12 protein-coding genes are annotated in these 12,690 nt (G+C 65.1%); 7 read left to right on the top strand and 5 right to left on the bottom strand.

What is annotated here, in order from left to right:
• Positions 1–137: 137 nt before the first annotated feature.
• The 4 genes from HYH07_RS08390 to HYH07_RS08375 form a co-directional block, all read right to left on the bottom strand.
• Positions 138–1,481, bottom strand: a complete 1,344-nt coding sequence (locus tag HYH07_RS08390) for a cytochrome c (RefSeq protein ID WP_220002065.1) — start codon at positions 1,479–1,481, stop codon at positions 138–140.
• On the bottom strand, positions 1,478–3,646 hold the full coding sequence (locus HYH07_RS08385) for a molybdopterin cofactor-binding domain-containing protein (protein WP_220002064.1): 2,169 nt from the start codon (positions 3,644–3,646) through the stop codon (positions 1,478–1,480). Before HYH07_RS08385 ends, HYH07_RS08390 begins: the two co-directional genes overlap by 4 nt.
• Positions 3,647–3,654: 8 nt before the next feature.
• Complete coding sequence (locus tag HYH07_RS08380) at positions 3,655–4,119, bottom strand: (2Fe-2S)-binding protein (RefSeq protein WP_220002063.1); 465 nt, start codon at positions 4,117–4,119, stop codon at positions 3,655–3,657.
• A gap of 459 nt (positions 4,120–4,578) precedes the next feature.
• The gene (locus HYH07_RS08375; protein ID WP_220002062.1) at positions 4,579–6,327 is read right to left on the bottom strand and encodes a methyl-accepting chemotaxis protein; all 1,749 of its coding nucleotides are present in this window, start codon (positions 6,325–6,327) and stop codon (positions 4,579–4,581) included.
• 208 nt (positions 6,328–6,535) lie between these two features.
• Between HYH07_RS08375 and HYH07_RS08370 the strand changes: the two genes are divergently transcribed.
• The 7 genes from HYH07_RS08370 to HYH07_RS08340 all read left to right on the top strand — a co-directional run bounded on the left by HYH07_RS08370 (position 6,536) and on the right by HYH07_RS08340 (position 11,804).
• Complete coding sequence (locus HYH07_RS08370; RefSeq protein ID WP_220002061.1) at positions 6,536–7,282, top strand: YebC/PmpR family DNA-binding transcriptional regulator; 747 nt, start codon at positions 6,536–6,538, stop codon at positions 7,280–7,282.
• Positions 7,283–7,361: 79 nt separating this feature from the next.
• The gene (gene ruvC, locus HYH07_RS08365) at positions 7,362–7,889 is read left to right on the top strand and encodes a crossover junction endodeoxyribonuclease RuvC (RefSeq protein WP_220002060.1); all 528 of its coding nucleotides are present in this window, start codon (positions 7,362–7,364) and stop codon (positions 7,887–7,889) included.
• Positions 7,886–8,503 carry a Holliday junction branch migration protein RuvA gene (ruvA, locus tag HYH07_RS08360; RefSeq protein ID WP_220002059.1) on the top strand — a complete coding sequence of 206 codons (618 nt, stop codon included), beginning with the start codon at positions 7,886–7,888 and terminating at the stop codon, positions 8,501–8,503. The genes ruvC and ruvA overlap by 4 nt, the downstream gene beginning before the upstream one ends.
• Before the next feature lie 125 nt (positions 8,504–8,628).
• A complete protein-coding gene (ruvB, locus tag HYH07_RS08355) occupies positions 8,629–9,687 on the top strand; it encodes a Holliday junction branch migration DNA helicase RuvB (RefSeq protein WP_312016655.1) in 1,059 nt (352 codons plus the stop codon).
• Positions 9,688–9,817: 130 nt separating this feature from the next.
• The gene (locus HYH07_RS08350) at positions 9,818–10,741 is read left to right on the top strand and encodes a metallophosphoesterase (protein ID WP_220002058.1); all 924 of its coding nucleotides are present in this window, start codon (positions 9,818–9,820) and stop codon (positions 10,739–10,741) included.
• A gap of 68 nt (positions 10,742–10,809) precedes the next feature.
• Positions 10,810–11,259 (top strand): tol-pal system-associated acyl-CoA thioesterase, encoded by a 450-nt coding sequence (ybgC, locus tag HYH07_RS08345; protein ID WP_082813630.1) that lies wholly within the window; start codon positions 10,810–10,812, stop codon positions 11,257–11,259.
• Positions 11,260–11,336: 77 nt separating this feature from the next.
• Entirely contained in the window at positions 11,337–11,804 is a 468-nt protein-coding gene (locus HYH07_RS08340) for a nuclear transport factor 2 family protein (RefSeq protein ID WP_220002057.1), read from the top strand.
• Positions 11,805–11,952: 148 nt separating this feature from the next.
• On the opposite strand, the gene HYH07_RS08335 is transcribed toward HYH07_RS08340, so the two are convergent.
• Positions 11,953–12,672 (bottom strand): type 1 glutamine amidotransferase, encoded by a 720-nt coding sequence (locus HYH07_RS08335; RefSeq protein ID WP_220002056.1) that lies wholly within the window; start codon positions 12,670–12,672, stop codon positions 11,953–11,955.
• Positions 12,673–12,690 lie beyond the last annotated feature (18 nt).

The following is a 12,690-nucleotide window of genomic DNA, read 5'->3' as shown; positions in this document are numbered from 1 at the left end:
CCACCCTACGATACTGGTTGAGCTGAACGGTCGCGCCCACATACGCGGTGTCGTCCCGGCCTAGTGCGCAATTGCGCACGGGGGCCGGGACGACAGCGGAGATCGACGCGCGATCGCGCATCAATCCCATCATCACGCTACTCCGCCGTCTGCCCCCGCAGCTGCGCCACATCCTTCGCCGTCAGCTTCGAGCCCTTCGTCCCGAACCGCGCCGTGACATAGTTCGCCACCGCCGCGATCTCGTCGTCGGTGTAGGCATTGCCGAATGCCGGCATCGCCAGCGCGCCGTCAGGCGTGTGTCGCTTCGTGCCCGAGATCACGATCTGCGCGACGTTGGTGGCGGCGGGGTCGTTGACGGCCCAGGTGCCGGTCAGCGTTGCCATCGGCGAGACCGGGCTTTCGCCGCTCCAGCCGTGGCAGCTGGCGCAGGCGCTGGCGAAGACTTTTTTCCCGCGTGCGTCGGCGGTGACGCCGTCCTTGTGCGAGGCCGGGGCGACCGGCGCCGTCGTGGCCGGCAGATCAGGCGAGGAGACCGGCGGCACGCTGCGCAAGTAGGCAACGATCGAGCGGATGTCCTCCGGCGCGAACTGGCTAAAGCTGTGATCAACTGCTTCGCCCATCGGACCCGAGGCCGAGCCATGGCCCGGCGCGTGGCCGAGCGACAGATACGAGATCAGATCCTCATCGCTCCAATTGCCGAGACCCGTCGCCTTGTCCGAAGAGATATTGAACGCGTGCCAGCCGGCGGTGATCGCGCCTGCAAACTTCTTGCGGTTGTCGAGCGCGAAGCCGAGATTACGCGGGGTGTGGCACTCGCCGCAATGCGCCAGCGCTTCGGCCAGATACGCGCCTCTGTTCCACTCCGGGCTCTTCGAGGTATCAGGCGCAAAGCGCGTGTCGGGATTGAACACGGCCGACCAGAAGATCATCGCCCAGCGCTGGTTGAACGGGAACGACAGCGTGTTGTCGGGCGCCCTGGCGTGCACCGCCGGCAGGCTGAACAGATAGGCCTTCACCGCCAGCACGTCCTCGTCGCTCATGTAGGTGTAGGACGTGTAGGGCATTGCCGGATAAAGCCGGGCGCCGTCATGGCGCTTGCCGCGCTGGACCGCGTTGAGAAAATCCTGGTCGCTGTAATTGCCGATGCCGGTGTCCTTGTCCGGCGTGATGTTGGTGGAATAGAGCGTGCCGAAGGGCAGCTTGAACGCCAGCCCGCCGGCATAGTCCTTCTCGCCGGGCTTGGTGTGGCAGACCATGCAGTCGGCTGCCTTCGCCAGATATTCGCCGCGCTCGACCAGGCTCGCTTTCTCCAACTTGGCGGGCGCACCGGTCGGCTTGCCGGCGCGGTCATCCGCCAGCGCCACCTTGGTGCCGCCGGCAAAATCGAGCGGCCCCGGTCCTCGGATGATGAAGACGCCGATCCCCACCGCAACGATGGCGATCACGACGAGGCCTGTGAGGATACGCATTGTCCTGTTCATGCCTTCTTCCCCGCAGCCAGCAGTTTCCGATCAATCGGCAGGCGCCGCAGCGCCACGCCGGTTGCTGCAAGAATCGCGTTGCGCAGGGCCGGCGGTCCGGCATTGACGCCGGCCTCGCCGATGCCGCCGGGTGCTTCGCCGCTCTTGACGACGGTCACCTCGATCTTCGGCGTCTCGTTGATGCGCATCATGCGGTAGTCGTGGAAGTTCGACTGCTGCACGCGGCCCTTGTCGATGGTGATCTCGCCATAGAGCGCGGCGGTGAGGCCGAAGATCAGGCCGCCCTCGATCTGCGCCTTCACCGTGTCAGGGTTGACCGCAATGCCGGTGTCCACGACCGAGGTGACGCGGCGGAGCACGATCTCGCCGATGTCGTCGATCTCCGCTTCCACCACGGTCGCGATGAAGCTGGCGAAGGATGGCTGCACGCAGACGCCGCGGCCGACGCGGGCCGGCAAGGGCTGGCCCCAGCCTGATTTCTCCGCGACCTGATTGAGCACCGCGAGCATGCGCGGGTTCTTGGTCAGCATGGCCCGGCGGAATTCGATCGGGTCCTTGCCGGCCTTGCGGGCCAGCTCGTCCATGGCGCATTCGACCGCGAACACATTGTTATTCGGGCCGACGCCGCGCCAGAAGCCTGTGGGTATCGACAGCGGTTCGGCCCGGACATATTCGACGTGGAAATTGGCGAAGTCGTAGGGCGCATCGACCGCGGCATCGATGGCGTCGATGTCGATGCCCTTCTGGAACGCCGGCGGCAGCCATCGCGCCAGGATCGCGGACCCCGCGACCTTGTACTTCCAGGCCGCGACCTTGCCATCGACCAGCGAGGCCGTGATCTGGTCGCGATAAACCGGACGGTAGACATCGTGCTGGATGTCTTCCTCGCGCGTCCAGATCACCTTGACGGGATAGTCGACCTGCTTTGCGATTTTCACCGCCGCAACCACCATGTCGGGCTCGAGCTTGCGGCCGAAGCCGCCGCCGAGAAGGTGCTGATTGACGATCACCTTGTCGACGGGAAGTCCGGCGGCCTTCGCCGCCTCCGACTGTACCCGCGTCATGATCTGCGTGCCGGTCCAGATCTCACAGGCATCTGGCCTGACATGGACGGTGGCGTTGATCGGCTCCATCGAGGCGTGCGCCAGGAACGGCAGTTCGTACGCCGCCTCGAACCTGTCGCCAGCGGCGAGCGCCTTGGCGATATCACCGGTCGACTTGGCGACCGCGCCGTCCTTCTCGCTGGCCTTGCGCAAATCGTCCCAGATGTCCTTGGTGGAGATTTTTGCGTTCGGCCCCTCGTTCCACTCGATCTTGAGCGCCTCGAGACCTTTCTTGGCCGCCCACATGTGATCGCCGATCACGGCAACGGCGTCGTCGAGCACGACGACCTTGCGCACGCCGGCGACTTTCATCGCCGCGCTGTCGTCGACCTTGCCGACCTTGCCGCCGAACACAGGGCAATTGGCGATCGCGGCGATCTTCATGTCGGGCAGGATCGCGTCGATGCCGTAGAGCGCCTTGCCGTTGACCTTGTTTGGCGTGTCGAGCCGCTTCAGCGGCTGGCCGATCAGAACGAAATCCTTGGGGTCCTTGACCGCGACGTCCTTGGGCGGCGTCTGGCTCTGCGCGGCAAGCGCCAACTCGCCATAGCCCAGCTTGCGGCCGCTCGCGGCATGGGCGACCTCACCCTTCGAGGCCGTGCAGCTTGCCGGCTCGACGTCCCATTGGCTGGCGGCGGCCTGCACCAGCATCGCGCGCGCGGTCGCGCCGGCCTTGCGCAACGGCAGCCACCAGGCGCGGATCGAGTTGGAGTTGCCGGTGACCTGCAGGCCGAAGGTCGGGTTGCCGTAAAGCTTGTCGTTGGGCGGGGCGTGCTGCACCTCGACCTTGCTCCAGTCGGCGTCGAGCTCTTCGGCGATCACCGCCGAGATCGAGGTATACGTGCCCTGACCCATCTCGACCTGGGGCATCATCAGCACGGTGCGACCGGTCTCGTCGATGCGGATGAAGGCGTTGGGCGCGAACTTGTCGTCGGTCGTATCCTTCGGCTGCACCGGCTCGTTGGGGGCGGCGCGCAGCGGCAAATGGAAGGCGAGCAGGAAGCCGCCTGCGAGGCCGCCGGTCAGGAGCGAACGGCGGGAGACGGTGTCGTGTGCATTCATGGTGGACCTCACGCCTGCTTGCCGGTGGCGGCGAGCTTGATGGCCTCGCGGATGCGCACATAGGTGCCGCAGCGGCAGATGTTGCCGGCCATCGCCGCATCGATGTCGGCATCGTCAGGGTTTGGCGTTGCCGCCAGCAGCGCCGCGGCCGCCATGATCTGGCCAGACTGGCAATAGCCGCACTGGACCACTTCGGCCTCCAGCCAGGCCTTCTGCACCTTCGCCCCCGCGGGCGTCGTGCCGACATGCTCGATGGTGGTGATGGCGCGGCTTCCGACCGCGCTGACCGTCAGCACGCAGGAGCGCACCGCCTTGCCATCGACATGCACCGTGCAGGCGCCGCATTGCGCGATGCCGCAGCCGAACTTGGTGCCGGTCATCCCCAGGATGTCGCGCAGCACCCACAGCAGCGGCATGTCAGGTGGTGCATCGAACGATTTCGTTTCGCCGTTGATGGTGAGAACTGTTGCCATATGCATCCCCTTGCTCGCACCGGATCGCTTGCGGCGACCTGCTCGGCGAAATGTCGCGCGACCATAATCATACCGATGCGCAACGATGAAGCTTTCAAATTCGCAGCAATGCATATCTGCGCCGGCGAAGCGTCACGCCATGACGTTCACGAATTTGTGCGGCGATTGCTGCAAAGCTTTTGGGCTAATTGATATGATAATCGTCATGTTTTGACGCATTTTCGCCATGACGCCGCCGATCGGAGCAAGACAATCGTGCGATCAAGCAAAATCATGCGATGACGAAATTCGTGCGAACATGAAATGGGGCGGCGCGCCCGCAGGATACAAATTTCGGAATAATAGCATTATGCAGGTGTTTTGCCCGACGAGTCAACGCAACAGGCGCCCGGCGCGCGTGATGCGGCGCCAAGCCGTTGATTTCTCACGCCCCGGCTACTGTGCATGATATTTTGCTCGCTACAGCTTGTAAGCCGTGCGAAAGCCACCCCAGTGCCGGCCCTGCACGCGGATCGGGACATCGATCTCGCGCATCATCACCGTGTTGCCGTTGCCCATGTCGCGCGCATAGCTCTGGATCAGATAGGAGCGCTGGTTGTGCGCGGCCGCCAGCCCCGCTGCATCGTTGAAGATGCGGCGGTTGCGGCAATTGGCCGTGTTCCAGGCGACATCGCCCGGCCGCTGCGGATGTGAATAGATCTTGTTGTGGACCGGCAGGAAGCCGTTGCGGTCGACCATGGCGCAGAACGCCATGCGCGGCTCCTTGGCGAGGAAGGATTCCTGGAATGGCGGCAGCGCGCGGTCGGCCCAGTCGAGATATTTCGTGCGGTATTGCTGCGGATTGGTGCCCGCGATCTCCGCGTAGTCGGTGTCGAAGAGGTCCTCCATCTTGACCTCGCCGCGCGCGACGGCCTGCTCGAAGATTTTCGTCAGGGCGTTGCCGGCCTCCATCGCGCGGGTGACGAACTCGGTGTTCTCCTCGTGGATCGACCAGAGCTTGTCTTCGATCTTTTCGCGCAGCTCGGAATTGGGGCTGACGAATAGCGTGCGCGCGCCGGCCTTGGATTGCTCGATCACCCGCAGGCGGCAGGCGCCGATATCTTCGAGGCTGCCGTCCATGATCGCCTGGGCTGCGAGCCTGGATGCTTCCGCGCCGCCGATCAAGACGCCGTCCATCGCGATCTCATAGACCGGCAGCACGCCGCGCGCGCTGTCGAATTTGAGATGGCAGGGCAGGCGCTCGGTCTTGCGGCGGTCGTCGTGCTCGCTCTGCTTGAGCAACACCGCGCAGCGCGATTTCAGCTTCTGCGCGAAGGTCGTCACGGCCTTGCCGGCGCTGGCGACGTTCTCGCCATGAGTCTCGGCCGCCTTGGTCGCGGCGTCGATCTCGGCCGCGCTCTCGCCGACGGCGATGATGAATTGCGAGGCGCTGCTGGCGTTGCCCGAGACCTCGCTGGTGGTGGCGTTCTGCTCGGCCACCGCACCGTTGACGGTGTCGAACACCGGGCGGATCGCCTCGATCGCCTGCGAGATCCGGTGCACCGCATCCACGGAGCCGGCGGCGTCGCGCTGCAGCGCGTCGATCTTCTTGGAGATCTCCTCCGTCGCGCTCTGGGTCTGCACCGCGAGTGCCTTCACCTCGGTGGCGACGACGGCAAAGCCCTTGCCGGCAGCGCCGGCGCGCGCGGCCTCGATGGTCGAGTTCAGTGCGAGCAGGGTGGTCTGCCGCGCGATCTGGGCGATCAGGTTGACGACGTTGCCGATCGCGGCAGAGGATTCGCGCAGGCGGTCGACATTTTCGCGCGCTTCCTGCGCCGCGGCGCTGGCCTGATCGGCGAGCTTGCCGGCCTCGCGGACCTGCGAGCCGATGCCTCGCGCGGATTGGGTGAACTTGTCGGCGGCATCCGCAAAGCTCGAGGCGTTGGACTGCGCGGCATTGGTCCGCCCGGTCAGCGCGTCGGTACGCTTACGGATATCGGCGAGCGTCGCCGCGGTCGCCTCGGCGCCGCCTGCCACCGAATTGGCGGCGCGCTCGAGCTGCCGGATCATGGCGCCGAGCTCGAGTTCCAGCAGTTCCAGGATCTCGCGGGTCGAATCGGCTTCCGTGGCCGGAGCGGGCGCGGGCTGGGCGGGCGGCACCGCGGTCTGCGGGCTTGCTGCTGGCGTCACCATGTCGGGCAGGCGCTTCCGGAAAAATGAGAACGCCATTGGGACTACTCTTGTGGGAAGGTGGGCGGACGCTATTTTTGCAGGCTGGGATGAAATCAGGGTTAACGGTGCCTGAGTTCTGGGCACTGGCCTCTACGATCTTACCTTAAAGTATGAGAGGCTCTTTCATTCCGGTGGGTTGGCGGCCTATAAGGCCGCGCATCCCCACGCTCACCTTTGACGCACGATTCCCTAGAGAAGATCACGCATGGCCGGACATTCCCAATTCAAGAACATCATGCACCGCAAGGGGCGGCAGGATGCCCAGAAGTCGAAGCTGTTCGGCAAGCTGGCGCGGGAAATCACCGTCGCCGCCAAGCTCGGCACGCCCGACCCCGCCATGAACCCCCGCCTGCGCGCCGCGGTGATCGCCGCGCGGCAGGAGAACATGCCGAAGGACAATATCGAGCGCGCCATCAAGAAGGCGCTCGGCAGCGATGGCGAGAATTATGACGAGATCCGCTACGAGGGCTACGGCCCGGGCGGCGTCGCCGTCATCGTCGAGGCCCTGACCGACAACCGCAACCGCGCCGCCTCAGACATCCGCTCCTTCTTCACCAAATCGGGCGGCAATCTCGGCGAAACCGGTTCGGTCTCCTTCATGTTCGACCGCACCGGCGTCATCGAATATGACCGCAGCGTTGCCGATGACGACGCAGTGCTGGATGCCGCGATCGAGGCCGGCGCCGACGACGTGGTCTCGGGCGAGGGCGGCCACGAAATCTACGCTTCAACGGAAAGCTATCGCGACGTCGCCAAGGCGCTGGAAGCCAAGTTCGGCGAGCCGCGCAAAGCCGCGCTGATCTGGAAGCCGCAGAACACGGTCGCGGTCGACGACGAGACCGGCGAGAAGCTGCTCAAGCTGATGGACCTGCTCAACGAGCATGACGACGTCCAGAACGTCTACGCCAATTTCGAGGTGTCGGACGCGCTGATGGCGAAGATGGGCGGGTAGGGCGGCTAACCGCCTTTCCGCAGGGGACTTCTGTTCTGTTTCTGTTTCGCTATCATGGGCCAACCGCTATCACTGGTCCATGACCGCGCTCCCGATTCGCCAGCCCGTTCGCATCATCGGCATCGACCCCGGCCTGCGCCGCACCGGCTGGGGCGTGATCGAGGCCGAGGGCAACCGCCTGATCTATGTCGCCTGCGGTTCGGTGGAACCGCCGGACGATCTGCCGCTGTCGAACCGGCTACTGGCGATCCACGAGGGGCTCGCGGCCATTCTCTCCAGCCATCAGCCGATGGAAGCGGCCGTCGAGCAGACCTTTGTGAACAAGGACGGCGTCGCGACGCTGAAACTCGGCCAGGCCCGGGGCGTCGCCATGCTGGCGCCCGCAATGTTCGGCATCTCCGTTGCCGAATACGCGCCGAACCAAGTCAAGAAGACGGTGGTCGGTGCTGGCCACGCCGACAAGCAACAGATCGCGATGATGCTGAAGATATTGCTGCCGAAAGCCGAGCCGCCGTCCGCTGATGCTGCCGACGCGCTCGCCATCGCCATCACCCACGCCCATCACCGCCAGAGCACGGCGCTCAGGCTGAAGGTGGCGGGGTTATGATCGGCAAGCTCAAGGGCCTGATCGATTCCTATGGCGAGGATTTTGTGATCCTCGACGTCGGCGGCGTCGGTTATCAGGTGCATTGCTCGTCTCGCACCTTGCAACACCTGCCATCGCCGGGCGAAGCGGCCGTCTTGTCGATCGAGACCTATGTTCGCGAGGACCAGATCAAACTGTTCGGCTTCCGCACCGACCAGGAGCGCGAATGGTTTCGGCTGCTGCAGACGGTGCAGGGCGTCGGCGCCAAGGTCGCGCTCGCGGTGCTCGGCACCCTGGCGCCGCCCGATCTCGCCAACGCAATTGCGCTGCGCGACAAGGCCGCGGTGTCGCGCACGCCGGGCGTCGGGCCGAAGGTCGCCGAGCGCATCGTCACCGAGCTGAGGGACAAGGCGCCGGCTTTCGCCAGTGTCGATCCCGCCGTCGTGCATCTTGCCGGGGCCGTCGACGACCAGCGTGCACCGCGCCCCGTTGCCGATGCGATCTCCGCGTTGGTCAATCTCGGTTATGGCCAGCCGCAGGCGGCTGCGGCGATCGCATCAGCCTCGCGCAGCGCAGGTGAGAACGCCGAAACGGCGCAGCTCATTCGCCTCGGACTGAAGGAGCTCTCGAAGTGAGGGCTGCAAGGCTCAATCTCGTAGGGTGGGCAAAGAGGAGCGTGCCCACCACCTTCGGATTGATCGGAGACATGGTGGGCAGGGCGCGAAGGGCGCCTTTGCCCGCCCTACGAGGAGTTCGCTGAGTGAGCGATCCCAAAGCCAACCGCATGGTCTCCCCCGAGCGCCGCAGCGACGATGTCGGCGACACCGCGCTGCGTCCGCAATCGCTGTCCGACTTCGTCGGCCAGCAGCAGGCGCGCAAGAATCTCTCGATCTTCATCGAGGCGGCGCGCAAGCGGGGCGAGGCGCTGGATCACGTGCTGTTCGTCGGCCCGCCCGGCCTCGGCAAGACCACGCTGGCGCAGATCGTGGCGAAGGAACTCGGCGTCGGCTTTCGTGCGACGTCGGGCCCCGTGATTGCCAAGGCCGGCGATCTCGCCGCGCTGCTGACCAATCTCGAAGAGCGCGATGTCCTGTTCATCGACGAGATTCATCGTCTCAATCCGGCGGTGGAAGAGGTGCTCTATCCCGCGATGGAGGATTTTCAGCTCGACCTCATCATCGGCGAGGGGCCGGCGGCGCGCTCGGTGAAGATCGAGTTGTCGAAGTTCACCCTCGTCGGCGCCACCACGCGGGCGGGCCTGCTCACCAATCCCTTGCGCGATCGCTTCGGCATTCCGGTCCGGCTCAACTTCTATACGATCGAGGAACTGGAGAGCATCGTCACCCGCGGTGCGCGCGTGCTCAATGTCGGCATGAGTGCTGACGGCGCCAACGAGATTGCGCGCCGGGCCCGCGGCACGCCGCGTATCGCAGGCCGCCTGTTGCGTCGCGTGCGTGATTTCGCCTCAGCCGCCGATGCCGACAAGATCGACCGCAAGATCGCCGACCATGCATTGAGCGCGCTCGAGGTCGATGCCGCCGGCCTCGACGCCATGGACCGCCGCTACCTCACGACCATCGCGACGAACTACGGTGGCGGCCCGGTCGGCGTGGAGACGATGGCCGCGGCGCTGTCCGAGCCACGCGATGCGATCGAAGACATCATCGAACCCTATCTGATCCAGTGCGGCTACCTCCAGCGCACCCCGCGCGGCCGCCTGCTCACCTCGCACGCCTTCCGACATCTCGGCATCGCCGAGCCATCGCGGGATGCGGCGGCCCAGTTCGGCCTGTTCGGCACCGACGACAGCGACGAGTGATCTGCTCAATCGTTAATGATGTCGCTATCATGAACTTCCGGTAATCATCTGTGCAGATGATCTGCACAAGCGCACCCCAATTCCGCTCCAATCGGGCTGCATTACGGAAGCGCATCACAAGCAGGCTTCCATGATCTCTCGGCGTCATCTCTTCCGGTCTGTCGGCGGCCTTTCGGCGCTTGGCATCTCGACGGCCGCCTATGGGGTCGGCGTCGAGCCGGAGCTGCGGCCGCGCATCACGCGCTATGATCCGATGCCGCGACAATGGCCTGCGGACCTGCCGCTGAAGATCGCCGTCATCGCCGACATCCATGCCTGCGATCCCTGGATGTCGCTGGAGCGGATCGAGGCCATCGTCGACCAGACCAACGCGCTCAAGCCCGATCTGATCGCCCTGCTCGGCGACTATGTCGCCGGCCATCACCACGTCACCCGCGTTATCCCGGCCGGAGAGTGGGCGAGGGTGCTGGCTGGCCTGAAGGCGCCGCTCGGTGTTCATGCCGTCATGGGCAATCATGACTATTGGGACGACAAGGTCGTGCAGCGCGCCGGGCACGGGCCCACGGTCGCCCATCGTGCGCTGGAGACGGCTGGCATTCCCGTCTACGAGAACGACGTTGTGCGTCTGAGCAAGGATGGCCGCTCGTTCTGGCTCGCGGGCCTCGGTGATCAGCTCGCTTATGTTGCTGGGCCGCGCTATGGCCACGGGAGGAGTTTCGGGGCCGACGATCTCGATGCGACGCTCGCGAAGATCACCGACGACGCGCCGATCATTCTTCTCGCGCATGAGCCCTATATCGCGACGCGGGTACCCGCGCGCGTTGCGCTGCAATTGTCCGGTCACACCCATGGCGGCCAAGTTCGCTTGCTCGGTTGGTCGCCGGCGCTTCCGCCGCAGCATGGCGTTCCGCTCGTCTATGGCCATCTCCGGCTGAAATGCGACGTCGTCATCTCCGGCGGCCTCGGTTGCAGCATCATCCCGGTCCGCGTCGGCGTGCCGCCGGAGATTGTCGAGGTGACGCTGGGGCGGGCGCCGGTGGCAACGGTGTCTTAGCCGTGCTTGCGCTGCCGGCCGTTTTTGCGCAAAACGGATCTGCAGCGACAAGCGAAGAGGCTCGCGACGTGACAGCTCATCTCGACGGCGAGATCCGCGACGGCCGCCATCACATGCAGGTCCGCGTCTATTACGAGGACACGGATTTCTCCGGCATCGTCTACCACGCCAATTATCTGCGCTACATGGAGCGCGGGCGCACCAATCACCTGCGTCTGATGGGCGCCGAGCAGCAGGCGCTGTTCGATCAGGTCGAGACGGAAGGTGCTGGCTTCGCCTTCGTGGTGCGCTCGATGCATCTGGACTTCCTCAAGCCGGCACGGATGGACGACGTGCTCGACGTTGTGACCTGGCCGGTCGCGGTGAAGGGGGCGTCCATCATGCTGGCGCAGGAGGTGCGGCGTGGTGAGGACGTGCTGGTCAAGGCCGAGGTGCGCGTCGCCTTCATCAGCGGCGGCCGCGCCCAGCCGATCCCGAAATCGATCCGTACGCTGATGAAGGCCGATCTGATTTCGTGATCGGTCGATAGGGGATCACCTCTCGACTCCGCCGCGTGTGGCGATAGATTGCGGCCTTGCAAACTGATGAGGCCCTCATGTCGCGCCCGCCGCTTCCGCCCTTCACCCGTGAGACCGCCGCGCAAAAGGCCCGCATGGCCGAGGACGCCTGGAATTCACGTGACCCGGTACGTGTCTCGCTCGCCTATACCGAGGACAGCCGCTGGCGCAATCGCTCGGAAGTATTTCAAGGTCGCGAAGCCATCGTCGCCTTCCTCACCCGCAAATGGGAGAAGGAGCAGGATTACCGCCTGATCAAGGATCTCTGGGCCTTCGATGGCAACCGCATCGCGGTGCGCTTCCAGTATGAATGGCACGACGCCGGTGGACAGTGGTATCGCTCCTACGGCAACGAGCAGTGGGAGTTCGACGAGCACGGTCTGATGCGGCGGCGCGAAGCCTCGATCAACGACATTATGATTGCGGAGAAGGATCGGCGGTTTCACTGGCCCGCGCCGGGACCGCGGCCGGCGGATGTGCCGGGACTGGGGACGGATCCGTTCTGAGTAACTCTCAATCCTCATGGTGAGGAGCCGCCACCGGGTTCGCGCAACGCGCGGCCCGATGACAGGCTCCACGGCGTCTCGAACCATGCAGGCCCGGCCGGTACAGCGGGGACCTCGACCCTTCGAGACGCCCGCCTTTGGCAGGCCCTCAGGGTGAGGAGATGGATTTGCGCGCCAAAAAGCGCGTAATCGCTCCACCGAGCTTCGCGTTGTCCAACGGCTCCGCCAGTGACTGCCTCGCGGTCGCCACGACCTCGTCCGGCGCCTTGCCGTCGCGCAGGTCGCAGCAGACCTGGGCGAACTCGACGTCGAACTCAGGGTGGGGCTGCACCGTCAGCGTCGCGCCGTTGGCGTAGAGCAAGCCGGCATGCGGGGTGAATTCCGACGAAAGGATGGTCAGCGCGTCGTCGGGCGCTTCGATCACCTGGTCCTGATGCGAGCAGGCGATGGCGACCGCTTCGCCGCCAACGACGCCGTTCTCCGGCAGCACCTGGTAGACGTGCCGGCCGATGCCCCAGCCCTTTTCGGACTTGCGCACGGTGCCGCCGAGCGCCTGCGCGATCAGCTGATGGCCGAAGCAGACGCCGACCATCGGCGTCTTGTTGGCGTAGGCACTGCGGACGAAATCTTCCAGCGGCGCGATCCAGTCGAGCCCGTCATAGACACCGGCGGCTGCCCCCGTGATCAGCACGGCCTCGAGCTTGCTCGGATCGGGCAGCGCATCGCCATTCGGAATGCTGACGACCTCGATTTCGGCGGTCGGATCCTCGGCGCGGACCATGCGCTCGAACATGTCCGGAAAGGAGCCATGCTGCTCGCGATATTTCGGCGGGACCTGCCCGGTCTCGATGATGGTGATGCGTGCCATATGCCCTCAGGTCAAAGC

It is taken from the genome of Bradyrhizobium sp. BR 10261, from assembly GCF_019455395.1.
Classification (GTDB): Bacteria; Pseudomonadota; Alphaproteobacteria; order Rhizobiales; family Xanthobacteraceae; genus Bradyrhizobium; species Bradyrhizobium manausense.
This window is presented reverse-complemented; position numbering and strand designations above follow the sequence as displayed.

What these genes read in the sequence shown, in the direction of transcription:
- HYH07_RS08390 (WP_220002065.1), bottom strand. Translation starts at nt 1,481, where the DNA reads ATGAACAGGACAATGCGTATCCTCACAGGCCTCGTCGTGATCGCCATC.
- HYH07_RS08385 (WP_220002064.1), bottom strand. Translation starts at nt 3,646, where the DNA reads ATGAATGCACACGACACCGTCTCCCGCCGTTCGCTCCTGACCGGCGGC.
- HYH07_RS08380 (WP_220002063.1), bottom strand. Translation starts at nt 4,119, where the DNA reads ATGGCAACAGTTCTCACCATCAACGGCGAAACGAAATCGTTCGATGCA.
- HYH07_RS08375 (WP_220002062.1), bottom strand. Translation starts at nt 6,327, where the DNA reads ATGGCGTTCTCATTTTTCCGGAAGCGCCTGCCCGACATGGTGACGCCA.
- HYH07_RS08370 (WP_220002061.1), top strand. Translation starts at nt 6,536, where the DNA reads ATGGCCGGACATTCCCAATTCAAGAACATCATGCACCGCAAGGGGCGG.
- ruvC (WP_220002060.1), top strand. Translation starts at nt 7,362, where the DNA reads ATGACCGCGCTCCCGATTCGCCAGCCCGTTCGCATCATCGGCATCGAC.
- ruvA (WP_220002059.1), top strand. Translation starts at nt 7,886, where the DNA reads ATGATCGGCAAGCTCAAGGGCCTGATCGATTCCTATGGCGAGGATTTT.
- HYH07_RS08350 (WP_220002058.1), top strand. Translation starts at nt 9,818, where the DNA reads ATGATCTCTCGGCGTCATCTCTTCCGGTCTGTCGGCGGCCTTTCGGCG.
- HYH07_RS08340 (WP_220002057.1), top strand. Translation starts at nt 11,337, where the DNA reads ATGTCGCGCCCGCCGCTTCCGCCCTTCACCCGTGAGACCGCCGCGCAA.
- HYH07_RS08335 (WP_220002056.1), bottom strand. Translation starts at nt 12,672, where the DNA reads ATGGCACGCATCACCATCATCGAGACCGGGCAGGTCCCGCCGAAATAT.